Here is a 23,433-nt window from a genome sequence, read left to right on the forward strand (position 1 = left end):
ATTAAAATTAACCGTCGTGTAGCAGTCAGAAATATAGAGCACATATCTCAAAATCTGTGTTTGCGCTTCAAATAGGATGCTGTCAAAATAATGTAATATATCATCCTGAGACATTTTACGATGCAACAGCACATCATAATGTGTCCATCCAATATACGAACACTCGCGATGAGCTGATCTCACTTACGCAGACGCTCGTCTCAACACCAAGCCATCATGACGCAACTGCTGTTGGTGACATCATTCAAAATTGGATTGAAACTAATACCGATGCAACGGTACGGCGGGACTCACGCGGAAATATCATCGCTCAACGGGCCGGAGGCTCAGCTTCGACGTCACTTGCACTTATCGGACATCATGACGTTGTTGACCCGCACGAACAGCAAGTGATCAATGACGATGAGTATCGAGTGACAAAGCAGAGTGGGCGATTATATGGACGCGGCACAGCAGATATGAAGGGGTCACTTGCCGCTGCTCTTCTTGCGTTTCGTGATACAACCCCTGTTGATAATCTTGAAGTTGTATTCGCCTCATTCACTGGCGAAGAGGATGGTGGTATCGGTGCACAGGCGGCGATTGATGATGGGTTCAGCCCAGAATATGCGATCGTCGGTGAGGGATCGACGAATTACGCTGGGGTGGGTCAAACAGATATTGTCATTGCACATAAAGGACGACGGGGGTCAACACTCACTGCACACGGTGAAGCTGCACATGCGAGCGAAGTTGAGTGCGGTGTAAATGCTATCTATCGTGCCTCGGATGCTATTGACATCCTTCGAGAACTCGCTGCTGATGTACCTATTGCCACTGTCGAAGACACAGAGATTAATGGAAGCTTGGCTGTCACTGAGGTTGATGGGGGGACTGAATGGAACAGTATTCCCGAAACTTCTCATGTGACTATCGACGAGCGAACCGTGCCTGGCAAGCGTGTCCCGATTGAACAAGCGGCTATTGAGGGCGTAACCTGGGATATTGACCAGGATCTCCCACCAATGGCGTGTGATGACACAGCCTTTGCTACTGCTGTGACAGATGTCGCGACAAGTGTACACATGGAGGAAACAGGAACGCCAACACAAGTGACGAAACCACATGCAACTGATGCTGGATGGCTTTCAGAAGCCGGAACGACCTGTGTCATTGTCGGAGCTGCTGAGCCGGGAGAAGCACACACCGCTGAGGAGAGCGTTTCAATTGATGCTATCGAACGGTGCTATGATATATATCGCACTGTTCCATCGCAACAATATATTGATAATAATGAGTACTGGCTATCCAATTGATATCTCAAGATTGCCAGTGTATCGGTACAAACAAATCCCTGGATATTAGCTGGAGCCACTGTTATCCGGATTAAAACGATTAGACACTCGGTTTTTTAATCAACTTCTCAACGAGCGGTGGGTTGATTATGCTACCGTGGTATCCATTAATAATGTCGGCAGATGCATATGCGACACTTTGCGAGCAGTATGAGCACGTATCAAATATTCAACATGCACGAGGTGTGCTTTCATGGGACCAACAGGTGACGATGCCGGAGGATGGAACTCCAGCTCGAACAGCACAGCTTTCAGCGCTTTCAACTGTCGCACATGATGCACTCACTAATGATATAATTGCAGATACACTCGAAACATTGCGTGCTAATAGCGACTCACTTTCATCTGATCAGAAAGCGACTGTCCGGGAAATACGGCGAAAACACGAACGCGCAACAGCAGTCCCAGAATCACTCATTGCTGAGATGTCAGAGACAGCCTCGGAGGCACTCCCTGTTTGGGAATCTGCAAAAGCAGACGATGATTTCGATGCATTCGCGCCGTACTTACAGCGACATGTCGAACTCAATCGCGAATACGCTGACTGCATCGACTCTACCCGTGATCCGTATGCAGTCTTGCTTGAGGAGTTTGAGCCGTATCTTTCACTCGATCACGTAGAATCAGTTCTGCGAACCATCCGTGAGACACTTGTCCCATTGATTGATGAAATTCGTGCTTCGGAGACGACACTGGCGACGGATGCATTTACTACACAGGGCACGTACTCGTCTGCGAATCAAGAGGCGCTCTGTCGAGACGTTTTGACGACGCTTGGATACCCATGGGAACGGGGCCGACTCGACACAGCCCCGCATCCATTTTCGATGGGAACAAGCTTTGATGCCCGAGTCACGACGCGATTCGATGAAACTGATCCGCTTGGGTCGGTATTTTCGACTATCCATGAGTTCGGTCATGCGAGCTATACCTTGGGATTATCAGACGATGCATACGCAACGCCACTTGGTGAGGACCGCGATCTCTCGGTTCATGAGTCACAGTCACGATTATGGGAAAATCACGTTGGACGCTCACGTGCGTTCTGGGATGTGCTGTTATCACAGATGAATGAACACTTCCCACAGACAGATTCATTGAGCGTTCGTGAAGCATATGAAGCCGCAAATCAGGTCTATGAGGATAATCTTATTCGCGTTAATGCAGATGAATTAACATACCATCTGCATGTTTTGATCCGGTATGAGATTGAGCGTGCGCTGATCGATGGGGACATTGATGTCGCAGAGGTCCCAGCTATCTGGAATAACAAATATGAGGAGTATCTTGGAATCCAGCCCGAGACAGATGCTGAAGGCTGCCTTCAGGATATTCACTGGAGTCACGGAAATATTGGTTATTTCCCAACATATTCACTTGGATCAGCAATGGCTGCACAGCTATACACTGCTGCTGAGGAATCGATTGCCGATCTTGACGGCAAAATTGCTGCTGGATCATTTGATGAGCTGCGTGAGTGGCTTCGAAGAAATGTTCACCAACATGGGGCACGATATCAGACAGACGAACTTATCAAACAAGCGACTGGGTCATCATTTACTGCAGACGCATTTGTATCGTATGTGAGCAAAAAATATGCATCATTATACAGTCTTGATCAAGAGTTCCATACACCGTTATAATATCTATATCTTAAATTAATAACGGAATTGAAAATAATCGCGTATAACTGATAGTGATTAGTAATTTTCAGGATCCAATACCCGGACTTCCACCGGTCTCAGCTTCGAACCACCGCCATGCAGCGAGTGCGGCAGTAACCCCACCTGCGACAGCAAGTGCAATCCCACGGAATCCTAACTCAAATGCCCCGGGTGCTCCGCCAAAGAGATAAACAAGTCCGCTGCCGGAGAGCGTATAGATTATTCCGATACCAGTGAGTAAGTGGGTTGGTCCCCGAGCAAAACGCATCTCAACGAGAACACCAGCAATACTTCGTCCGAAGAGAACAAGTCCACCAACAGCCACGGGGGTAAAATCAAAGAGCACGCCGATTTCTGCGGCAACGAGACCAAGTGGAACAAATGCATGCCAAATGCCAGTCGCATCCGGATCTGGGTCCGGGTCCGGTCTTGCGTTATGACCAGAATCAATATCTCTGCCACTGGAAGAATTGGAACTGTGGCTGGTGCCTGAATCGCGTGAGGGAGTAAAATTCATTATTGATGCTATGATTTCGGCTGTCAAGACCATTGCGCGTGAATACGTGTGGCGAGTGTATTCATCAATAATTGATCTAACAGCAAGCCGCCGAATTGGTTACATACTTTTACTTCGTTCAAATGGACTGATCCGAATGAGCGATAAGGATAAGTAATGGTAACGAATACCATGATGTGTATGGCATCATCACCGTCCCCCGATGACGCACTGTTTGATCAGTTCCTCAGTGACCGTGGGCATGAGGTAGAGCCCGCTAGCTGGGAGGAATCGTATAATAAAAAACAGTGTCCTGACTGTGGTGCACTGCACGATACGTCAGCAACGGTGTGTTCTGTCTGTGAGTGGACTCCAGAGTCAGTCTAGTATTACTATTCACTCAAATAGAGTCACGAACGTCACTTCTGTTTAAATGAACCGTTATTCATATTCGCGATAAGTATAGAAGCACACGGTTTATCACTAATAAAAGCGTATATACGTACAATGAGCGATGCTGACCCGGGAGTGACCCGATTGTTTGGTGGTCCTGGCAGTGGGAAGACCACTGCGTTACTTGATGAGGTTGACGAGATTCTTGATGCGGATGATGTCACTATTCGTGATATCCTCGTTGTCTCGTATACACGGGCTGCAGCCGCAGAGGTGCGTGAACGACTTGCTGAACGGCTTGACATTTCTCCGCGCGCGCTTCAGGGAAATGTGGCGACGATGCACGCCAAAGCCTATGAATTATTAGATCTCTCACGGAGTGATGTCGTCGATGATAGCGATAAAGAGGAATTTTGTGAGGAGTATGGCATCGAATTCGAAGATAAGTATGGCGGTGCAGGTCGCCGAACAGCGCGATCGACAACGCTTGGGAATAAAATTATTGCCACCAGTCAGTGGCTTCAGCGAACACGACGTGATGTAGCTGATTGGTATGACGTTCCATTTCAGTGGAATGTCGAAGAGGTTCGGCTTCCACCTGATATTGATCCAAATGCCCAGGAAGGAAACAAATACACACCAACATGGTCATCTGATGATGATCGTATCCATGTCCCAGATGTCATTCAGGCATGGCGATCATACAAATCTGACCATGGAATGGTTGGATTCGCCGATATGCTTGAACGGGTGAAGCAGCGCTCACTTGTCCCGCAAGTAGATTATCTTGTGATTGACGAATTTCAGGATATCACCACGCTACAGTACGATATCTATGAGGAATGGAAGCCAACTGTTGATCGCGTGCTCATCGCTGGTGACGATGATCAGGTTGTATATGCTTGGCAGGGAGCTGATCCAAATCTGTTACTTGATGCTGATCGCGATGAGGATGTTGTACTCCCGAATTCATACCGCCTCCCATCCAAGGTACTTAGTGTTGTTAATCAAGAGATCCGACATATCGACAAGCGACAAGAGAAAGATCTTCACCCACGCAAGGAAGGGGGCAATGTTGAGGGAATCGAGTCCCCATCAATGCTTGATCTCGCACGTAATGTTCGTCACACCGTTGAGCGAGGCGACGGTGAAGAAACGTTAATGATCTTATTCCGTGCTCGATATCAGATGTTCCAGTTTATTGATGAATTCCTTCCGTTAGGAATGCCATTTTCGGCGCTCACTGACCAGCGGATGTGGACGGATCGTCTTACACAGTATGTTCACGGAATCGAACGATTTGATCGCGATGAGACGCTGACTGGACTTCAGGCACAACGACTTGCTGATATGTTTCAGACGTCTGCGTTTGGCACCAAAGAACGTGATGCACTATTTGATTTCATCGATGATCAACAGGAAGCCGCTGACGTCGATGACTTAGCAAAAATATCCATTGAGCCCGATGTGATCTCTGATCATGCACCTTTCGCTCCGGATACAGCCGCAGCCGGTGACATGCTTAGGAAAGTGACCTCATTCCAGCGAAAATCTGTCGAGGCATATTTCAGTGGCGACTACCGCGGAATGGACCCCAGCCAGGTTCGTGTCGGGACAATCCATTCTGCGAAGGGTCGTGAAGCAGATCATGTGTTTGTTGCGACTGATCTGACAGAAAAAGTCGTTGAGCAGATGGCTGCATCTGTCGATGAAGATACAGTTCCCGGTGTTGATGAGTTTACATCACGAACCAATCCGGTACCTATTCTTACAGACAATGAACGGCGCGTATTTTATGTTGGCATGTCACGTGCCCGTGAACGACTCGTGTTACTTGAGAATCTTGTTGGAGGTGCACCAACCCTTCCAATTAGTGTCTTACTTCATAATGAGACTCGTCATGAATCCGTTGATGACCTGCTTGCAGAGACTCAAGAGGAGTCAGTGCCAGCCCCTGAACCAGACGCGTGACAAATACGCCTGTTAAATGTATTACTGACGCTACATTGTGCCGACGATCCGCAGATTGTCGTCCCGCCGATCAGAACACCTGCTGCGACTGCCATTGAACCTCATGGTGCAGTTGGGTTTGTTACTGTCAATACTACTGAAACCAAGTCCCCTCCAGCATCATTTCGATACCTAACTGCGATACCATCCACGAATGACAGTGCATACGTTCATACAAACTTATAACCGGTAGTTTGAGCAGAATCAAAAGCAGCTAAATAGGCAGTGCGAACAGAATATTCTATCATCAGTGAGCAAATTAAATCTAATAACACAGAAATAAATTATAACAAAATAACTGCTGTCAGCGATGCGCTTGGAACTAATGATATTAATTCAGATATAGCGATTTCAATTTAGTAGGTGTCCAAGCAGCGACTATCCTCGATTTGGCGCGGAGAAAAGACACAGAGAACACAGAAAAACCGGAAAATACAGACTGCATAGACACACAGACATTTTATCTCACAGCGACAATTTCAGATGATAGCGCTGTGCGTTTTGAATAAGCAAGGCACACACTCCGATCAACATCAGCGGTAATAGATGCTCGTATTGAGAAAACTACTATTGAGCGTCGAGCGATTGAAATTGCACAGTCTGCAGGACTAGCAGCAATCGATCGGATTAACACACAACTCGCGGATGTGACTGTCACTAATGAGCAGGTAATGCTACAGGAAAATCAGTTACCACAAAACAACTTGAGCGAATGGCAGCTGCTGAAGTTGCTCGTCGCGGCGTCGACGATGGAGACTGTGCATCCGTATGTGTGATCGCAGCCGAGTCGATGATTGCAAGATTATCAAGAGACGCTCCAACAGGTTCAGTATCTTCAGTTCGAGTACGACCCGGTGTCCCAGTGCAAATTGGCGTCTGCCCGCGTTGTCCAAATGTATACCATGGACTTGTTTGGCGAACTATTGTTATTGAGAGTGAGGGCGGATAGGAGCGACGAGCACATATTGCTGTTGAGTCTGCACTTGAGACAGCCGAGTCAGGAATATCACTCACAAGCATATATCAGGAGGCTCTCGCAGAACTTGCAGCCCTCGGATTTGATGTAACTGCATCTGATGATTCAAGCAAAAAGTCCGAACACGCTGATATTATGATGCATGGTATTAGATTATCACAACAAGAGTGTCCATACACTGACTCTGAGATAACACTGAAACCTGGGACTGTCCTTGCGATCGCATCAGGAATATTTAATTTGAACCATGGTGGTGTTCGACTTTGTGATGTGATTATTATTGATGATGAGGGGGTTTCGATTGCTGGAGGCGAGGCTGATTCATCAGGTTGTGTGAATCGGTCGCTTACCGGGAATCGAGGAGAAAGCCCGTGCTTTCGCGCGGAGATGAATCCGACACCGACAACCGATCAGACAAACCACTGACGATAGCACGACCTGATATTCCAACACAGTCTTATCTGCACCCATACGGTTAGCCGTGTACGGATTAACGCTCCGGGCGAGTCGAACCGTGTACCTCGCTGGTTGAATAGAATAGAATAGAATAGCCAGTCATGTTCAATGCTCGCTGTCTGCGAGGAGGAAGGCTCTTCTGACAGAGCTACACGCGCTGGAACGCACACCATTGGTCACAACCCGGTGGCAACCTTCGAGGGGTCACGCAAACGCGAACGCGTATTTGAACCCCGAGCCCGAGGAACCGCGCGACCTGCAGATCCACTTTGTGGAATCCTCGCCCTTTAGAGCGAGGAGGATGTCAAACCCACAGTATCTTCGGACGTATCGACATCGGATTCGATTTCAACATACTGAAAATAATATAATCATTATGAGTGACAACTGTCAAGTTAGCTAAAATTCAACACATCTATCAACGATGCGTATTGGATGTTGCTCAGATACACACGATAATCTCAGATTAGCTCGAAGGGCTGTTGAGACGTTCATTGCTGCTGATGTTGACATGATCATTCACTGCGGTGATATCGTCTCACCATTTACTGCTTCAATTTTTGATACTGAGATACCGTTCCACGCTATCCGGGGGAATAACGATGGTGAGTGGGCAGTTGAATCAACAATCGAAGACTTCGAAAACGGGTCCGGGACGTATCATGGAGAAAGTGTCCATCTATCGTTTGAAACCACCGAGAACAACTCTAATTCAGAGATTGACATTGCCGTATATCACGGAACGAGCGAACACCTTGTCGACGCACTACTCGAATGTGGACAGTATGACTACGTCCTCCGTGGGCATACACACAACCAAACGGTCGAAATGTCTGATAGCTCAGTCCATGTTAATCCAGGTGGACTTCCAATCTCAGGCGCTGATGATGCATACCATGTCGCAATCATTGATACAGACCATACAGTATCAACTGATGCGGTGACAGTTCATACTATCAACAATAACAGCGATTAATCCAATATTATGCGTTATCGAATTGAATTAACCCTGCGTATCATCATAGCGTTTCTATCTCTTCAAGAGAATTTTGATTAATCATCTGTAGCCTCAACTTCAGAGTGGTCAGTCTCGGCTACTCCTATCGGTGAGCCTGTAATCCCAACACCAAGCGTTCGGTTTGTCAATTCAATGCTCTCAGCAGCTGTTGCTGACTCAGTCATCGCTCGGATTGCATCGATATTCTCTGGAATAACGTCTGATTCTTGATGAATTGCCTGGAAAAGGTACAGATCACGACCTGAGATAGCAATTGATTCACCCCAAACACAGTTTTCCCAGATATCTCCTCGCGGACGCCCAGCATCGTGTGCGAAATCTTTGAGCTTTCCAGCACCGTCGATACCCATCCCCTCACTGATGACATAGATGCGAGATTCCTCCTCAAGCAGTTGCCGAACATGTGCTGCGGTTACATCGGATTTGAGCGTCACATTGAGCGCATGTACGTGCATGAGTGTTGCTGGAACTTTTAGTCCAAGCGTATCAATCGCAAGGTCAGGAAAAATTGTCTTCACATCCGGACCGTGATGGGAGGGAATTGAAATTGGATCTGGAAGGATATCATTAATCGGACCTCGAGAATTTTGACTTGGATCACCACCGCGTCGGACAAGCGTCGTTCGAACCTGGTCAATCCCATACGCCTCCCAGAGGGGAGCAATAATCCGTGATAATCCAGTCGTGTTACATGAGACGACGCGAACGCTATCCGCTCCACGAGCCGCGTCGTAGTTTGCTCGAGCATTAAAACTCGCCTCAGCAATATCCGCATCTTCACCACCCTGGAAAATCGCTGAGGTCTCATATGACTCGTATAGTGATTTATTTTCCGCGCCAACTCCTGATGGTGTGCAATCAATCATGATATCAGCAGCCGCAACTAATTCATCAATCGCACCGGCAAGTTCAACCCCAGCATCTCCAAATAACGGAGCGCGATCTGGAATTGCAGCATATATCTCATATCCGCGCTGATCAGCGGTGTGGGCCTCAAAATTCGGCTTTGTTTTCGCAACGCCGACGACCTCCATGTCGGGTTGCAGCGAAACAGCGTCGGCGACACGTTTGCCGATTGTCCCATAGCCATTGATACCCACTCGTATCATTATTGTATAATCAACTAACCACGTGGATAATTATTTCGAAGATATCAGATAGAAATTAACTACTGGACGAGTACTGTGTTAGGTCAAGAATGGCAGCTATCATGACCCGAATCCATAACCCGACGGCACCCTCATTATGCGATATGTCTAAATTTGAGTCTAAACTTGCTGCTGCGGCGACGACAGCCGTTGAAAAGTGTGCATCACTCAAACCTACGGAGTCATGTGTTATTATCACGGATCACAACCGCCGTGCAATCGCCGATGCACTTTTTGATGCAGCACAGACAGTCACAGACACGGTCTCATTAATTCAATATCCTCCAGGCTCACAGCATGGCGAAGAGCCACCAGCCTTCGCTGCAACGGCGATGTCAAATGCGGATGTATTCTTTGCACCAACAACAAAAAGTATCAGTCACACCCGAGCGCGCGGAGAAGCTTGTGATGCTGGGGCAAGAGGAGCAACGCTTCCTGGTATCACACAAGATGTCTTTACAGCAGGATTGGATGCTGATTATCAGACAATCAGTGAGCACAGCCGCGATATTTATGAACAGGTTACGGATGCAGATGAGATACGTGTCACTTCACCTGCGGGAACAGATCTCAGAGTAACTCCCGGTGAACGAGAGTGGTATCAAGACACCGGATCCATTGACACTGCTGGAGCATTCTCAAATCTCCCTGCTGGAGAAGTATTCACCGCGCCGACAACCGCGACCGGCAGCTATGTTGTCGATGGAACGATGCGCCCTCACGGTCGCGTTGACCCAGAAAATCCACTGGAATTTGACGTGGAAGATGGAACTGTCAGCAAAATCAGCGATGACGCAATTCGTAATCAAATTGAGACTGCAGCAGAAACAGTCGGCGATGCTGCATACAATCTTGCCGAATTGGGGATTGGGACAAATGTTGGTGTTAATACACTTGTTGGATCAGTCCTCTTAGATGAGAAGGCTGCAGGAACAGTTCACGTTGCGATTGGTGATAACGCTGGTATTGGTGGTGAGACTGATGCACCATTACATCTTGATGGAATTATTCAAAATCCAACCGTCTACGTTGATGATGAAAAACTATCACTTCCTGCTTAAGTAACATTTAGTGTAAAAGACAGTGAGTCGTTCTGTGAGACATCGTATCGACTCCACAGAAAGGCGGACTTTTATCCATTGATAAGATATCGATAAATATGAGTGTGTCACAAAACCGACGTGGTGTTGGGTGTCCTTCTTGTTCGCCTTCGGAACCGACTGTGCACGAGGTGCTTAGCGAAGGGGGAGGGCAACATACTGTCCGTTGTACCGCCTGTGATCATGTACACAAGGTTTCGACTGAGACCCAACAGAAAATCGAGCGTGATGTCATTATCTCACAGGATGGTGATTCCTTTGCGACAACAACAGAAGTATCACCTGAAGAGCAAATTGCTGTTGGTGATGAATTCATTGTCGATAGTGACGCTGCAATTATGTTGGTTCGAGTCACCGGTCTTGAGATCGGTCCTGAACAACGGGCTGAGGATGCACCTGTTGTAGATATCAGAACAATTTGGACTCGTGCAATCGACAATGTCGCCGTCAGTGCAACTGTCAATCCAAAGGAAGGGACTGGAACACGTGAATCGACACGGAGTTTTGAAATTCAACTACCGGGAGATCATGAATTTACAGTCGGCGAGACAATGTCATTTGGTGATGAACAATTTTTAATCAAGGCAATTCAGGTTCGAGATAGCGCTCCGGAGTATAGACACGGAAAACTTGATCATGATGGCGATATGGTATATGCAAAGGATATCAAACGAGTCTATGGAACTGACCAGACGACATCTGCATGGTCAGCGTGGTAAGTTGAATATCGCCAGAGCGTATGGTTGATTAGGACGCACCTGTCATTATACTCATATGGATCCCGCGGTACTGCGTGAGGATATGGTCAATAGCGTTGAAACAAAACTCGATATTAGTGTTGCTGAGTCTGTCTCTCAGGCAATGCGAACTGTCCCGCGGAAACCATTTGTTGAAGATGCACCCTATCAGAACAGTTCTTCTGAGCATGTTGGAACAACCATTCTCGCCCCGAGTGTAGTCGCACGATTGCTTACTGCACTGCATATCTCAACCAAACTAGATACTACCACACAGGGGATTCCAGCTGAATCGGCACAAAATGGTGATAGTGCACGTGCGAGTGAGAGCGGGAATGAGAGTGAGACTGAAACATCCTCAGATGATGTACTTGTTGTCGGCGCTGGCGTTGGGTACACTGCAGCAGTGCTTGCTGAGCTTGTTAATGAACGACATGTGCATGCAATCGATATTGACCGTCGAGTCGTCTATACAGCACGATCAAATCTTGAATCAGCCGGATACGGGGGTGTCCTTGTTGATGCACGCGATGGTGCACAGGGATTACCCGAGTATGCGCCATTTGATCGAATTCTCGTCGAAGCTGCATCTATTGAGCCACCAAGGGCACTTCTCAATCAACTCACGTCCAGTGGTCGGTTAGTCATCCCATTGGGTGGACCATCGCAAACGCTTTCGACTGTTGATGCACGCGGAAATATACTCAGAGAACAGGGATCAGTTGCGTTCAATCCCCTCTTAGTTGAGGGTGAAAACGGAGAGGGTCTTGCACGAAACAGAACGGTCCGTGAAGACGCTGAATTTGCTGAGAGCGGATATTTTGCACCAACTGGGTGGGAGCAAGAATGGATTGATTGGGACAAAAAATAGCAATAACAACACCTCAATCAGAGATCATCTTAATTTGATACATAAGACTCTTTTCGGTAATAACCGCTCTAGTTGCATCTTCCGAATCTTTCTGTATGATATAGTGTATTAATTACAGAAATTATTATAATTCTTATTAGCTTAATATCGTATCATCTGTCGAAGCCTGCTATCCAGTTGATTTAAATCCGCTTCCAGTAAGCGGGACAACAACATCATCGTCGGCTGTGATTACTCCCTGATCACGGTAGACACCGAGTGCAGCTGGTGCGATTGCACAAGTCGGTTCAGTATAAAATCCCTGAGTATGGAGTGCATCAACTGCTGTATCGATAGCATCAGCAGAAAGTGCAATTGCATCACCATCGGTGGCATCAATTGCTGCGAGAATCTGCCCATGACGGACAGGCGCTGTAATCTGGATTCCATCAGCACGGTTGTTTATTCCTGTCGACGCTGCTGAGTCATCATGAAGCTCACTTGCGATTGGCGCATATCCAGCCGCTTGTGCGGCAAAAAGCCGTGGGAGTGAGTCAATCCACCCTGCATTCATCAGACGCACAAAGCCACGATATGCACCAAGAAATAGCGTGCCATGTCCAAGTGGCATCACGACTGCGTCTGGTGCATTCCACCCACGCTGTGCACATACTTCATAAGCGAATGTTGCTGTTCCCTCAAAGAAAGCGGGATTCCACGCATGTGATGCATACCACGTCTCACCAGATTTCACCGCTTCAACACAGGCTTTTGTGACCTGTTCGCGAGAACCTTCGATACTGACCGGCGTAGCCCCAGTGCGCTCGATTACTCGTCGTTTGGCTGGTTTAATCGATGCCGGGACGTATATTTCAGCATCAATCCCTGCTCGTGCAGCATACGTCGCAACGGCTGCCCCGGCGTTCCCTGAAGAATCTTCCACAACGCGGTCAGCCCCAAGTCTCGTCGCAGTAGAAACCATCACTGTCGCTCCACGATCTTTGAACGACCCGGTTGGAAAGACGTACTCAAGTTTAAATTCAGCATCCCAGTGTTTTGATTCGACAAGTGGTGTGAACCCTTCGCCAAGGGAGACCGCAGGTTCAACTGGAAGCAGATCGGCAAACGTCCAAAGACCAGCAGTGATGTCACTCCATGTTGGTGGCTCAAGTGGTGCTCCGTCTGGAGTTTGTGAAACGGCAAAATCTAAGGGTGAATCACAGTCACACCGCCATACCCAATTATCATTATATCGTCGACCGCATGCATGACAGTATAATTGAAGTGATATCGGAAGTGCTGACATTATAATTTCTCAATATGAGTCAACGCTTGTTCCAACAGAGCAAACATACTCCCCAGTCGCAACCTGCGGCAGCCGCCGTGATCGCCAGAATACTCCGTCGTTATCAGCAGTAATACGCGCTTTTAATTCACCAAAGATGTCTGTTACCTCAAAAAGCACATCCCCGGTTTGAATTCGCTCACCAAGTTCAGACTCAAACTGGATTAATCCTCCTGCTGGTGATCCATACTGATCAAACCCTCGCGCCCGAGTCTGTCTGGATTTTGATACCGTTCCTTCAATAAACCCGTATTCACGAAGAACATTAAATACCCCTCGAACACCAATATCAATGCTTTCACCATCCCACCCAATACATCCACCAAGCTCAGGGTCAACTGTTGGAATTCCCTTATCGGGAGCAACACGGGCAAGTTGGCCGTTCGGACCCTTCTGGTCAAACACATAACCGCATCCAAACGTTTTCGCAAGCCCTAGACACTCATCGTGAAGTCGATGTCGACGACCACATCGAACTCGCACCTCATCGATCATTTGTGAGGTCGACCCCTGATGAAGATCTAAGATAAGATCTGCACGTTTAGCAGCTTTGAATGTCACCGCAGCAATCCGTTCTGATGATGTGCCAGATTCATCACCAGGATACGCACGATTCATCTTCGTATCGTCGATTGGATTTCGATGCTCTGCAACCTGAAATCCATGATAATTCACAATACCGACAGCAAGTATAGTCCCAGAGAGAACAGCCGGATCAACTTGAGGAATTACACGGTTCAAAACTCCAATTCCGTTCAGCTCATCTCCGTCAGAAGCAGCCTGTAAATAGAGTTTCTTTCCATCAGCAGCTCCTTCAACAACTGCGCAAGGGAGCCCGACAGTCGTCCCATCACGTGTCTCCCCAATCTCAAGTCGGCCCGTGTCAATCTCACCCGGAGCCGCACTCGCCGTACCGAGTGTGGTCATTAATGAATATTCGGTGGCAGTTCCCTTTATGGATTCGGTGTTAGATTTTTTCAAGCGGAGAATTTTATCAGTTAGCGTCGAAATGAAGTGCCATGAATTCGAACACTGCCGTTACTACTACCGTATCAAATTTTTTACACGCATACGGCTACTCTTCTGATATATACCATATGGACTTTTATCATACGATGACTGATATAATATCAATACATACACATCCTACCGAGGGGTATATCGACATTCAATAAGATTACAGATACAATGAGTAATGAGATACCTGACCGCCCGCAACAGTCAGGGTTAATCGATGCGTTGCAGGTGCCTCGAAATGCAATTATTGGTGTTGGCGTTGGCACTGGGCTAGCGATAGTTGTTTATATAGCTCGCGTGTTCGAAATTCTTGGTCCATTTGCTGGGACTCGACAATATCCGGTTGTTGGACCGGAAGGTTGGTTCATTGTGCTTGCATTTGTCCTTGCAACATCGACAGCACTTCTTGTGACGACTATGCTAACAGTAGTGAGCGCAATCCGGCTGATCCGAGAATTATGATTTATTGAACCTACCCTTCTAATGTATCTGACTATGTGCTCGCTCAGCGTTAGACAAAGTCTATCCATCCGTCGTGACGACTGACCAATCAGTGTTTTTAATCTCTATGGAATCGATTCATACACATGAGTATATTGAGCCCAGAGCTTTTTTGATCTCAAAATACTCTACAGTGTGAACTACCCCACCCTACTCAGCCGCTAGCGCGGCTCCGGGTGAGGGTCCGGAGGGTGGGGCTGGGGCTTCTTGTTTCAATGACGCGCATCTCACATCCACATCCACATCCACATCCACATCCACAACATCGGACACACCCGACGAAGTGAACAGAGCGAGCGAGATACAAGTAAGACGTGCTCGTGTTGTGGTCGCAAGAGTGATGCGAACCGTGTGCAGCGGGGCTTGTACGTCTGTAAGTCGTGCGGAACGACGATGAACGCATACGTGAATGGTGCAATATTCGCAGACAGATAACTCAGAGTCCCCCGACTGTGGATATGAGTAACGGCTGGTTGGCACAGCCCGGAGTCTTCTTGTTCGACCGCGAGAGCGGGTCGTTTAAGACGAGAGAACATTGAGAGTGTAAATCATAATATCCCACCGCTTGGGATTCCTCCGGCTTCAGCCGGAGGAGGATGTCAATCCGATAGACAGAACCATTGGATTATATCTCGAATGATTGCGGGTCGCCGACTGCATCACCAAGTAGTTCGGCGCCAGCACGTGTTCCTTTGGCGATGATACTATCACCTTCACGGAGTTCAGTTTCTGGTCCCGGCTGTACAACCCATCCATCGTCGTTATTCCCACGCCGAACAGCAATAACACGCATTCCAGTCTCGGTCTTGACCTGTTCTGCCCCAAGGGTCTTACCAGCTAACTGGCTGCCAACATCGACTGCCAATCGTACAATAACCTCATCAGATTCCTCAACTGCCGCAGCGACAACTGGATGTGCATCAATTCCTCGAAGTACACCCTCACTGATCTCTAATGCAGCATCAGAAATCACCTCAGTCGCTGAGGCAATATGAACGAGTCCTCGAAGACGAACTGGATCTGCAAGTCTAGTAGCCGCACGTAATGTCCATGCCTCAAATCGTGATTTGAGTGCGTCAACTTCTGCTTCTAGTTCTTTTACTTCCTCCGCGACTCCTGTGCTTTCAAATAATACTGCTCCATAGGCTAGATCTACAGCGAGCTCGCTCATATCTTTCATGAGCGTGATTGAATTGACCGCACGCTCAAGATCATCAATCGATTCTTTTGTGACAGTAGGCGGTTCATATGATTCTCCTGTGGCATTCGCATATACTGCCCCAACTCCATCCTGTGGTCCGCGGAGCAGAACCGAATCACCGCCACGAAGAAAAGTATCAGCTCCGGGATTTATGAGCCATTGTTGCTTGCCCGTCACTGCATCACGGCGGATAGCAATCAGCCGAACACCTGCTTCTGTCTCCATATTTATATCGGCCAGAGTGGTATCAGCATATCGCGAATCAGGCTCAATCGTCGCCCGAACTAACACCTCAACAGCGCCTGGAAGGGAGCCATGAATAGCATGTGGGAGACCAATATCTTCAACGACAACCTTCGCAATGTCACCAGCAGCGTTCGAAATCTTCTCTGCGGCTGCCATTACCCCTAAAACAGGAGCGAGCTGTTCTGCATCTTCTGGACGGCGCGCTGCCATCAAGAGACTCATACGTCCCTGCAACTGAAGCCGATCCATTCGAGCCTCAAGATCAAGAACTTCATAGGCAATTTCATCGCTCTCATGCAGAACAGCGGAGTACGAGAGATCGATAAGTAACTCAGCGGTATCTTTCATTTCCGCAAGAACGGTCTTGACGCTAACCGGTTCGTACTCCACATCACGATCCATGTAGCCTCATTCGTGGTGCAATGATAAAAATAGTTGATGACGTGTTGTTGATCACTGTTGACATCCTCCCGCGCGCCTAAAGACGCGACGCGGGATTCCACGAAGTGGATCTGCAGGTTGCGCGGTTCCTCGGGCTTGGGGTTCAAATACGCGTTCGCATTCGCGTTTGCGTTTGCGTGACCCCTCGAAGGTTGCCACCGAGTTGTGACCAGGGACGTGCTTTGCAGCGCGTGTAGCCCTGTCAATAGGACCTTCCTCCCTGTATACAGCGGGCGTCAAAAACGGCTGGCTATTCAACCAGCGACGTACACGGTTCGACTCGCCCGAAGCGTTAGCCCGTGCATGGTTCTCCCTCCCGTTGTGCAATATTCTCTGAAGCGTCCAGGTCGGCGTGGCGTCCACGGTTGCACTCCGAACATGAAAAGGAATCTTCATCACGCGTTCCAATCGAACCACATTCCGAGCAGAGTTGGCTGGTGCGGTACGGGTCAATCTTCTTGACGCCGATCCCAGCACATTCTGATTTGTATGTGATGAACTGTTGGAGTTGGAAAAAGTGCCACGAGTTGTTCTTGTGGATACCTTCGGGATCTTCCAGTTTGATGACCGGATTCTTGAACTGCTCCGCGAACGTGATGAGGAACGGGAGGGTGTGTGATTTAATTCCTTGATTTGACGCTGTTCTTTGTCACCCACACGGTTGCGTGCGCGAAGCGCACCCGCTTGTTGGAGCGAATCGCGTAGGGAACGATATTTGCGCCGAACGTACTTTACCTCATCACCCGACACTAGCATTGAGTTATCTTCAGCATAAGCTGTTGCAGCGAGAATCTGCCGTTCGCCAATATCAACACCGATAGGTGTCTCATCCGACGTGTCAGTATCGTACTCGGCGTTGAATGTACAGTACCAGTCGTCGCCACGGCGGTAGACCTGTAGACGGGACTTGTCGGCGTCACCTTCGACCAGTCGGTATACGGAATCGGCAATATCGTCGTACACTTCGATAGGTGTGTACCACCACTGAGAAACACACGGGAATCCGACGAGGACTGTACCGTTATCGGCTGTGTCGATCTCCCAGTTCTGGTTGTTGACTGCGAACGGCTGACTCTCTCGGTATTCAACTTCTACATCTTTGCTGTGGTCAGATTTCGCTTCTCGAATGGCTTGGTTCTGAATAGCCGACTAAAGCGCGTTATCAATGCTGGATGTGATCACGGATTTGCCGAAGTCGCCGTTTTCCCATCAGTCGATACAGAACTGCTTGGTGTCACGGTAGAGGTGAGTGGCGAGTGGCGAGTGGCGTGTTGCCACTCTTCCCGCCGTGAGAGGGATGGGTTGTGGAAATTCGCGGTGACAGTCACCGTGACCATTATGTTTGTAATTACGTTTGGGTGGATGAGGTATCTGTTGGAATATCAGGGCGTGCTATCGTCGGTGGTTTGTGTCATCGACTGTCGGATTTATCCCCGTGCTGAAGGGCGCGGGGCTTTCTCCTCGCACTTCAGTAATACCTATCAATCCAGATTTTAGATTCGATCCATATCACCAATTTCCGAATATTATCTAAGGGATTCCCTCACGTTACTATCATAGTAGTAATTCCCGTGATTAAATGATCGATAATAATTGCTCTCGCTCTAAGTGGTTTCTAAAAGATAACGCTTTTCTCAAGCGGATAAAAACCGAATGGTATGTCAGACGAGGTTAAACGTGGGCTGGAAGATGTTCTCGTTGCTGAGTCGAAACTCAGCCGTATTGACGGTGATGCTGGAGAACTCGTCTATCGAGGATACAGCATCGAAGACCTCGCTCAAAAAGCGTCATATGAAGAAGTCGTCTACTTACTGTGGCATGGTCGACTTCCAAATGCCGATGAACTCCACTCATTCACTGACGCAATGGTCGAAGAGCGAGCAATCAACGCAGGAGTGCATAAGCAGATTGAGCGGTTAGCCGCTGCTGATGAAACCCCAATGGCTGCGTTACGAACAATCGTCTCGACACTCTCAGCATATGACCCTGACTCTGATGCCGATGTGACAAACCATGAGGCAAATACTCGAAAAGCAAGACGGATTGCTGCTAAACTCCCGACAGCCCTTGCGGCATTTCAGCGCTGTCGAGAAGGTGATGATCCGATTGCGCCACGGTCTGATTTAGATTATGCTGCAAACTTCCTATATATGCTCAATGGGTTCAAGCCTGATCCGGTTCTCGCAGGGACGTTTGATATGGCACTTGTCTTACACGCAGACCATGGGCTGAATGCTTCCACATTTTCAGCAAAAGTAACAGCTTCAACGCTGTCTGATCTGCACTGTGCAATCACCACCGCAGTTGGCACCCTCTCAGGATCGTTACACGGTGGTGCAAACGCGAATGTAATGCGGATGCTCAAGGAAGTTCATGACAGTGATCTTGAGGCAGTAACGTGGATTGAGGATGCACTTGAATCTGGACGACGAGTTCCAGGCTTTGGTCATCGAGTGTATAATGTCAAAGATCCCCGTGCGAGGATCCTTGGTGAGCGTTCGAAAGAACTTGCAAAGGCTGCTGGTGAAATGTGTTGGTATAATTACTCACTCGCAATTGAGGAATATGTAAATGAACATAAGGGACTGGCACCAAATGTGGACTTTTACTCTGCATCAACGTACTATCAAATGGGAATTCCTATCGATATTTATACACCAATTTTTGCGATGGCACGCGCCGCTGGGTGGATCGCGCATACGTTCGAGCAGTACGAAGAAAACCGACTTATTCGACCGCGAGCTCGGTATGTCGGTGTTGAGGACGCAACATTTGAATCTATTGAGGAGCGCTAATCTGAATATAAGCGGAGTGAAACTATTATTTCATTTATCCTCTGTCTGCTGATTTTCAGTTTCACTCTACATGGCGGATATTTATATATCTACAGATGAAGCTTACAATTGCACGTCACATGCGTGCATTCCCCCTTTTCCCCCTTAGAATACGTATGAGTGATGACTATGACAGCTTAATACTCCATATCTTCTAGCAATAAGTAGAGAATACTATCGATAACGACAGTGTTAGGCGTCGCTGTCCCGTCGCGTATATCTGAATGCTTGACGTCGGTGATATCGAAGCGGCGCGCGATCGAATTATGTCGGTTGTGAGACACACGCCAATGCAACGCTCACCAACATTCAGCTCTATGACCGGTGCTGATATTCATCTTAAACTTGAAAATACACAGCGAACTGGTGCGTTCAAAATCCGCGGTGCGACGAATCGTGTTGCAACGCTTTCTACGGATGAACAGGCTGCTGGTGTCGTCACAGCAAGTGCTGGAAACCATGCACAGGGAGTCGCACTGGCAGCATCACGTGCTGGTGTTGATGCAACGATTGTCATGCCTGAGCAAGCACCTATTTCAAAAATTGAAGCCACAGAACGATATGGAGGTAATACCGTGCTTCAGGGAACAGATTACAATGAAGCACAGGCGTATGCACACCAATTAGCCGAGGAGTCTGGGCGAACGTACGTGCATGCATTCGATGATGACGCTATCATGGCTGGACAGGGAACAATCGGACTTGAAATTATTGAGGACTGCCCTGATGTTGAGACGGTTGTGGTTCCGATTGGTGGTGGTGGATTAATTGCTGGGATTGCAACGGCTGTGACTGCACACGACTCAGATATCCGCGTAATTGGTGTGCAAGCAGAGGGTGCGGCATCCGCTCCGAAGTCCCTCGCAACCGGTTCGATTCATAAACTTGAAACAGTGAATACAATCGCGGATGGAATCGCAACGCGTCGAATTGGTGACCGTCCGTTCTCAGTAATCAAAGATCGCGTTGACAATGTTGTGACAGTAACTGATGATGAGATTGCTGTTGCGGTGACATATATACTTGAACGGTCAAAAACACTCGTTGAGGGGGCTGGTGCCGTTGCGATGGCTGCGGTTCTTGCTGATGCATTTGAATACAGCGATGATGAGACAATTGTCCCAGCATTATGTGGTGGTAATATTGATATGAATCGCTTAACGACTGTTCTCATCCGCGGTCTGGTTGAGACTGGACGATATCTCCGCATCCGGACGGTGCTTGAGGACTACCCGGGAGCACTTGAGGAACTTGTTGCGATCCTTGCTGATTATCAGGCGAATATATATGCCATTCAACACGACAGAACATCTCGAACCGTTGAAATGAACGAAGCGGATGTCGAGATAGATCTTGAGACGCGTGGACACGACCATATCGATACGATACTGTCCGCTCTTCAGGACTCTGGGTACACGGTTGAGGTGCTTGTATAGTATCCTTACCGACCCTCGTTGTTTATATCCGACCGCTCAAAGCACTATCATGGTAGTTAGATAGATCCGCACAAGTACTGTATAGGTATACATGTAGATGAATCATATTTTCTATATTCTATACAATTTTCAGTCGTTACGAGTAGTGGGGCTTCTTGCTGGTTCAACTATGAAACGAATCATATCCGCACTTCTTTGGGGTCTCCTCGGTATCCTCTCATTTGGCGTATTGATCCAAGGATATCATTTGCTTATTAGACCAATCAATATCGGGCTTGGTAGACTTGGAATTATTGCAATAGTAATCGGCGCTGTGGTAGCGAGTATTGCATACACAATTGAAGTTCGATTATTATCGAACAGAAGGGTTTAATCAGTGTGATATTATATATTCGCCTACAGCCGGAATGGCCGAGTGGTTTAAGGCGCACGCCTGGAAAGCGTGTTCCCTCTGGGATCCAGGGTTCAAATCCCTGTTCCGGCGTCTTTTTGTCTTTGATTGGCTGGATATCATAAATCAATTCTAACCATCACTATTTCCTGCCAGATGATGTGTTAACAACACATTCGAGTATTACGAGTTTAAATGTGATAGCATAGCTCAGCTAAATGATGTCACTAAAACAGCTCATGAGCTTTGATACCGATATATATGCGATTGCATCGACATTTCTAGTAATACCCATTATTCTAATCGCATCTATTGGATTTATTGGCTCGGCGACTGCTGTGACAGGAATTGAACTTACACAGACAAACGTCGAAATTGAGAGCGTTAATGAAAATCAAAGCGCACAAACAGTCACAGCTGGGTCTGAGTTCACCGTTGGTGGCGTAACAAATCGAGACCCCGATAATACTGTCATCATTGTTGAGCTTCGTCGTGATAATGGCGAAATTGTCAGTGTTGCAACCGATGAGCAGTGGAATGAATCCGGTGAATGGCGTGTGAATATTCAGATAGGTGATGTCGAACCCGGTTCATACACGATTGAAGCATCGACAGGAGATAATATAGACGTCAGAGACATAACCGTCATTGCGGCAACACCTACTCCAACGACTACTCCAGATATGACGCCGACACACACCAACACCAGCATCAACATCGACAGCAACTTTGACCCCAACGCCAACTCCGGTGGTGACGCCGACCACCACGACGACATCGTCGCCGACACAGACGGCAGAGACACCTGGATTTAATCTTCTCACTGCAATCGTAGCAGTAGGAATTATTATCATTGCCACTGGCTTTCGGCTGTATAATCAATGATGTAGGGGACTACTCAAAGAAGTATGACTGCTCGTCCATTTCTGTACTTTTGACGTCAAATAAACCCAACAACTTCATCAGCGTAATCATAATGAAAATTACTCTGCAGCTATCGCGAAGCAGATATCAATAGGATATGATATCGTCTCAACCCAATATAATGATGATGTCATGAGCTATAATGCAGAGTATGGTATTTTGTATCCACAGAACATCATAATTTGATATGTCATTTATTATTGTTGGATATGGGCGCGTTGGCGCACGGACCGCACGGATCCTTGACACAGAAGGATACGATGTTGTTGTCGTTGATACTAATTCAGATAAGATCAAACGTGCTGATACTGCCGGCTTTGAGGTTATCAAAGGAAACGGAAGTGATAATTCAGTGCTAGAACAAGCGGGTGTTGATGACGCTGTTGCACTTGGCGGGCTCACCGGCGACCCAAGTATCAATTTCGCCGCTTGTCTGACCGGTAAGCAGCACGGCTGTCGCGTTGCAATGCGTATCAGTGAAGATTCCAATCCGAATGTGTATGAACGATATGAATCTGATGTTGATGAGGTAATTGATCCGGAGCGGCTTGGAGCTGTGGGCGCTAAAACTGCACTTCTCGGTGGCAATTTCAATGTGCTTGATGAACTTACAGAGGGTCTCAGTTTAACCAGTCTTTCAGTTCCAAACACTGCTCCGATTGTCGGTCAGACAGTAAATGAGATTGAGCTAGGTGATCACGGGCGAATATATGCACATGGACGGGCGAACGAGCCAATGACGATTCCATTACCGGCTACTACAGTCAAACGCGGTGATCGACTTGCACTTGTCGTTGAACATGATAATCTTATGAAAGTCCGACAAACGCTGGTAGGGAACAGCTGAATCCGACGATTCCCACATATCATAAGTGATCTAACCATTCCTGTTGTCTGTCTTAGCGAGTTGCTAAT

The 23,433-nt window shown here is 47.7% G+C and carries 23 protein-coding genes, 1 tRNA gene and 2 pseudogenes; 18 read left to right on the forward strand and 8 right to left on the reverse strand.

What is annotated here, in order from left to right; translation table 11 throughout:
• Nucleotides 1-140: 140 nt before the first annotated feature.
• On the forward strand, nucleotides 141-1,295 hold the full coding sequence (locus J07HQW2_RS11740) for a M20 family metallopeptidase (RefSeq protein WP_048075661.1): 1,155 nt from the start codon (nucleotides 141-143) through the stop codon (nucleotides 1,293-1,295).
• Between the two features lie 152 nt (nucleotides 1,296-1,447).
• Nucleotides 1,448-2,977 carry a carboxypeptidase M32 gene (locus tag J07HQW2_RS11745; RefSeq protein ID WP_021055750.1) on the forward strand — a complete coding sequence of 510 codons (1,530 nt, stop codon included), beginning with the start codon at nucleotides 1,448-1,450 and terminating at the stop codon, nucleotides 2,975-2,977.
• Nucleotides 2,978-3,044: 67 nt separating this feature from the next.
• Here J07HQW2_RS11745 and J07HQW2_RS11750 read toward each other — a convergent pair whose 3' ends face one another.
• On the reverse strand, nucleotides 3,045-3,515 hold the full coding sequence (locus J07HQW2_RS11750) for a DUF7541 family protein (protein WP_021055751.1): 471 nt from the start codon (nucleotides 3,513-3,515) through the stop codon (nucleotides 3,045-3,047).
• Nucleotides 3,516-3,695: 180 nt separating this feature from the next.
• Between J07HQW2_RS11750 and J07HQW2_RS11755 the strand changes: the two genes are divergently transcribed.
• Together J07HQW2_RS11755 and J07HQW2_RS11760 are read left to right on the forward strand one after the other, a co-directional pair.
• Nucleotides 3,696-3,881, forward strand: a complete 186-nt coding sequence (locus tag J07HQW2_RS11755) for an HVO_0416 family zinc finger protein (RefSeq protein ID WP_048075270.1) — start codon at nucleotides 3,696-3,698, stop codon at nucleotides 3,879-3,881.
• A 120-nt stretch (nucleotides 3,882-4,001) separates the two neighbouring features.
• Nucleotides 4,002-5,858 carry a UvrD-helicase domain-containing protein gene (locus tag J07HQW2_RS11760; RefSeq protein WP_021055753.1) on the forward strand — a complete coding sequence of 619 codons (1,857 nt, stop codon included), beginning with the start codon at nucleotides 4,002-4,004 and terminating at the stop codon, nucleotides 5,856-5,858.
• Nucleotides 5,859-6,554: 696 nt separating this feature from the next.
• Here the strand turns inward: J07HQW2_RS11760 and J07HQW2_RS18645 are convergent.
• Entirely contained in the window at nucleotides 6,555-6,917 is a 363-nt protein-coding gene (locus J07HQW2_RS18645; RefSeq protein ID WP_021055754.1) for a hypothetical protein, read from the reverse strand.
• Between J07HQW2_RS18645 and J07HQW2_RS18650 the strand changes: the two genes are divergently transcribed.
• The 3 genes from J07HQW2_RS18650 (at nucleotide 6,916) to J07HQW2_RS11775 (ending at nucleotide 8,305) form a co-directional block, all read left to right on the forward strand.
• On the forward strand, nucleotides 6,916-7,299 hold the full coding sequence (locus tag J07HQW2_RS18650) for a M24 family metallopeptidase (protein WP_303704328.1): 384 nt from the start codon (nucleotides 6,916-6,918) through the stop codon (nucleotides 7,297-7,299). The genes J07HQW2_RS18645 and J07HQW2_RS18650 overlap by 2 nt on opposite strands.
• 138 nt (nucleotides 7,300-7,437) lie before the next feature.
• Nucleotides 7,438-7,620: a hypothetical protein gene (locus J07HQW2_RS11770; protein ID WP_021055756.1), complete on the forward strand. Its 183-nt coding sequence runs from the start codon at nucleotides 7,438-7,440 to the stop codon at nucleotides 7,618-7,620.
• 133 nt (nucleotides 7,621-7,753) lie between these two features.
• Nucleotides 7,754-8,305, forward strand: coding sequence for a metallophosphoesterase family protein (locus J07HQW2_RS11775; protein WP_021055757.1), 552 nt, complete (start codon nucleotides 7,754-7,756; stop codon nucleotides 8,303-8,305).
• Nucleotides 8,306-8,382: 77 nt separating this feature from the next.
• Here the strand turns inward: J07HQW2_RS11775 and J07HQW2_RS11780 are convergent, their stop codons facing one another.
• Complete coding sequence (locus tag J07HQW2_RS11780) at nucleotides 8,383-9,456, reverse strand: type II glyceraldehyde-3-phosphate dehydrogenase (protein ID WP_021055758.1); 1,074 nt, start codon at nucleotides 9,454-9,456, stop codon at nucleotides 8,383-8,385.
• Nucleotides 9,457-9,599: 143 nt separating this feature from the next.
• Between J07HQW2_RS11780 and J07HQW2_RS11785 the strand changes: the two genes are divergently transcribed.
• The 3 genes from J07HQW2_RS11785 (at nucleotide 9,600) to J07HQW2_RS11795 (ending at nucleotide 12,203) form a co-directional block, all read left to right on the forward strand.
• Nucleotides 9,600-10,556 carry an aminopeptidase gene (locus J07HQW2_RS11785; protein WP_048075271.1) on the forward strand — a complete coding sequence of 319 codons (957 nt, stop codon included), beginning with the start codon at nucleotides 9,600-9,602 and terminating at the stop codon, nucleotides 10,554-10,556.
• A gap of 98 nt (nucleotides 10,557-10,654) precedes the next feature.
• Nucleotides 10,655-11,314: an HVO_0476 family zinc finger protein gene (locus J07HQW2_RS11790; protein ID WP_021055760.1), complete on the forward strand. Its 660-nt coding sequence runs from the start codon at nucleotides 10,655-10,657 to the stop codon at nucleotides 11,312-11,314.
• Nucleotides 11,315-11,369: 55 nt separating this feature from the next.
• Nucleotides 11,370-12,203 carry a protein-L-isoaspartate O-methyltransferase family protein gene (locus tag J07HQW2_RS11795; RefSeq protein WP_021055761.1) on the forward strand — a complete coding sequence of 278 codons (834 nt, stop codon included), beginning with the start codon at nucleotides 11,370-11,372 and terminating at the stop codon, nucleotides 12,201-12,203.
• Between the two features lie 169 nt (nucleotides 12,204-12,372).
• On the opposite strand, the gene J07HQW2_RS11800 is transcribed toward J07HQW2_RS11795, so the two are convergent.
• Both J07HQW2_RS11800 and J07HQW2_RS11805 read right to left on the reverse strand, forming a co-directional pair.
• The gene (locus J07HQW2_RS11800; protein WP_021055762.1) at nucleotides 12,373-13,488 is read right to left on the reverse strand and encodes a pyridoxal-phosphate dependent enzyme; all 1,116 of its coding nucleotides are present in this window, start codon (nucleotides 13,486-13,488) and stop codon (nucleotides 12,373-12,375) included.
• Nucleotides 13,489-13,497: 9 nt separating this feature from the next.
• Entirely contained in the window at nucleotides 13,498-14,454 is a 957-nt protein-coding gene (locus J07HQW2_RS11805) for a succinylglutamate desuccinylase/aspartoacylase family protein (protein WP_021055763.1), read from the reverse strand.
• 261 nt (nucleotides 14,455-14,715) lie between these two features.
• Between J07HQW2_RS11805 and J07HQW2_RS11810 the strand changes: the two genes are divergently transcribed.
• Nucleotides 14,716-15,006 carry a DUF7536 family protein gene (locus tag J07HQW2_RS11810; RefSeq protein WP_021055765.1) on the forward strand — a complete coding sequence of 97 codons (291 nt, stop codon included), beginning with the start codon at nucleotides 14,716-14,718 and terminating at the stop codon, nucleotides 15,004-15,006.
• A 330-nt stretch (nucleotides 15,007-15,336) separates the two neighbouring features.
• A pseudogene (locus J07HQW2_RS18655) lies at nucleotides 15,337-15,584 on the forward strand (zinc ribbon domain-containing protein); the annotation flags it as partial.
• A gap of 86 nt (nucleotides 15,585-15,670) precedes the next feature.
• On the opposite strand, the gene J07HQW2_RS11815 reads toward J07HQW2_RS18655, so the two are convergent.
• From J07HQW2_RS11815 to J07HQW2_RS19615, 3 genes and pseudogenes are all read right to left on the reverse strand, one after another.
• On the reverse strand, nucleotides 15,671-16,894 hold the full coding sequence (locus tag J07HQW2_RS11815; protein ID WP_021055766.1) for a potassium channel family protein: 1,224 nt from the start codon (nucleotides 16,892-16,894) through the stop codon (nucleotides 15,671-15,673).
• A gap of 51 nt (nucleotides 16,895-16,945) precedes the next feature.
• Nucleotides 16,946-17,092 (reverse strand): hypothetical protein, encoded by a 147-nt coding sequence (locus tag J07HQW2_RS19610; protein WP_343122462.1) that lies wholly within the window; start codon nucleotides 17,090-17,092, stop codon nucleotides 16,946-16,948.
• A gap of 133 nt (nucleotides 17,093-17,225) precedes the next feature.
• Nucleotides 17,226-18,270: pseudogene (locus J07HQW2_RS19615) on the reverse strand (RNA-guided endonuclease TnpB family protein).
• A 321-nt stretch (nucleotides 18,271-18,591) separates the two neighbouring features.
• On the opposite strand from J07HQW2_RS19615, the gene citZ reads away from it, so the two are divergent.
• From citZ to J07HQW2_RS11845, 6 genes are all read left to right on the forward strand, one after another.
• Nucleotides 18,592-19,728, forward strand: coding sequence for a citrate synthase (gene citZ, locus J07HQW2_RS11820; RefSeq protein WP_021055768.1), 1,137 nt, complete (start codon nucleotides 18,592-18,594; stop codon nucleotides 19,726-19,728).
• Between the two features lie 263 nt (nucleotides 19,729-19,991).
• The gene (ilvA, locus tag J07HQW2_RS11825) at nucleotides 19,992-21,203 is read left to right on the forward strand and encodes a threonine ammonia-lyase (RefSeq protein WP_021055769.1); all 1,212 of its coding nucleotides are present in this window, start codon (nucleotides 19,992-19,994) and stop codon (nucleotides 21,201-21,203) included.
• A gap of 169 nt (nucleotides 21,204-21,372) precedes the next feature.
• The gene (locus J07HQW2_RS11830) at nucleotides 21,373-21,576 is read left to right on the forward strand and encodes a DUF7981 family protein (protein ID WP_048075662.1); all 204 of its coding nucleotides are present in this window, start codon (nucleotides 21,373-21,375) and stop codon (nucleotides 21,574-21,576) included.
• Between the two features lie 28 nt (nucleotides 21,577-21,604).
• Nucleotides 21,605-21,687, forward strand: a tRNA-Ser gene (locus J07HQW2_RS11835).
• Between the two features lie 146 nt (nucleotides 21,688-21,833).
• Nucleotides 21,834-22,409, forward strand: coding sequence for a cell surface protein (locus J07HQW2_RS11840; protein ID WP_303704105.1), 576 nt, complete (start codon nucleotides 21,834-21,836; stop codon nucleotides 22,407-22,409).
• 296 nt (nucleotides 22,410-22,705) lie between these two features.
• The gene (locus J07HQW2_RS11845) at nucleotides 22,706-23,365 is read left to right on the forward strand and encodes a potassium channel family protein (RefSeq protein WP_021055772.1); all 660 of its coding nucleotides are present in this window, start codon (nucleotides 22,706-22,708) and stop codon (nucleotides 23,363-23,365) included.
• The last annotated feature ends 68 nt before the right edge of the window (nucleotides 23,366-23,433 follow it).

It is taken from the genome of Haloquadratum walsbyi J07HQW2 (assembly GCF_000415985.1).
In the GTDB taxonomy this organism is placed as follows: domain Archaea; phylum Halobacteriota; class Halobacteria; order Halobacteriales; family Haloferacaceae; genus Haloquadratum; species Haloquadratum walsbyi_B.

Coding starts and splice junctions, on each gene's coding strand:
- J07HQW2_RS11845 (WP_021055772.1), top strand. CDS start 22,706: ATGTCATTTATTATTGTTGGATATGGGCGCGTTGGCGCACGGACCGCA.
- J07HQW2_RS11830 (WP_048075662.1), top strand. CDS start 21,373: ATGAAACGAATCATATCCGCACTTCTTTGGGGTCTCCTCGGTATCCTC.
- J07HQW2_RS11795 (WP_021055761.1), top strand. CDS start 11,370: ATGGATCCCGCGGTACTGCGTGAGGATATGGTCAATAGCGTTGAAACA.
- J07HQW2_RS11750 (WP_021055751.1), bottom strand. CDS start 3,515: ATGAATTTTACTCCCTCACGCGATTCAGGCACCAGCCACAGTTCCAAT.
- J07HQW2_RS11840 (WP_303704105.1), top strand. CDS start 21,834: ATGAGCTTTGATACCGATATATATGCGATTGCATCGACATTTCTAGTA.
- J07HQW2_RS11805 (WP_021055763.1), bottom strand. CDS start 14,454: ATGACCACACTCGGTACGGCGAGTGCGGCTCCGGGTGAGATTGACACG.
- citZ (WP_021055768.1), top strand. CDS start 18,592: ATGTCAGACGAGGTTAAACGTGGGCTGGAAGATGTTCTCGTTGCTGAG.
- J07HQW2_RS11745 (WP_021055750.1), top strand. CDS start 1,448: ATGTCGGCAGATGCATATGCGACACTTTGCGAGCAGTATGAGCACGTA.
- J07HQW2_RS11800 (WP_021055762.1), bottom strand. CDS start 13,488: ATGTCAGCACTTCCGATATCACTTCAATTATACTGTCATGCATGCGGT.
- J07HQW2_RS11790 (WP_021055760.1), top strand. CDS start 10,655: ATGAGTGTGTCACAAAACCGACGTGGTGTTGGGTGTCCTTCTTGTTCG.
- J07HQW2_RS11815 (WP_021055766.1), bottom strand. CDS start 16,894: ATGGATCGTGATGTGGAGTACGAACCGGTTAGCGTCAAGACCGTTCTT.
- J07HQW2_RS11755 (WP_048075270.1), top strand. CDS start 3,696: ATGGCATCATCACCGTCCCCCGATGACGCACTGTTTGATCAGTTCCTC.
- J07HQW2_RS11810 (WP_021055765.1), top strand. CDS start 14,716: ATGAGTAATGAGATACCTGACCGCCCGCAACAGTCAGGGTTAATCGAT.
- ilvA (WP_021055769.1), top strand. CDS start 19,992: ATGCTTGACGTCGGTGATATCGAAGCGGCGCGCGATCGAATTATGTCG.
- J07HQW2_RS11760 (WP_021055753.1), top strand. CDS start 4,002: ATGAGCGATGCTGACCCGGGAGTGACCCGATTGTTTGGTGGTCCTGGC.
- J07HQW2_RS11775 (WP_021055757.1), top strand. CDS start 7,754: ATGCGTATTGGATGTTGCTCAGATACACACGATAATCTCAGATTAGCT.
- J07HQW2_RS11780 (WP_021055758.1), bottom strand. CDS start 9,456: ATGATACGAGTGGGTATCAATGGCTATGGGACAATCGGCAAACGTGTC.
- J07HQW2_RS18645 (WP_021055754.1), bottom strand. CDS start 6,917: ATGCTTGTGAGTGATATTCCTGACTCGGCTGTCTCAAGTGCAGACTCA.
- J07HQW2_RS11770 (WP_021055756.1), top strand. CDS start 7,438: ATGCTCGCTGTCTGCGAGGAGGAAGGCTCTTCTGACAGAGCTACACGC.
- J07HQW2_RS11785 (WP_048075271.1), top strand. CDS start 9,600: ATGTCTAAATTTGAGTCTAAACTTGCTGCTGCGGCGACGACAGCCGTT.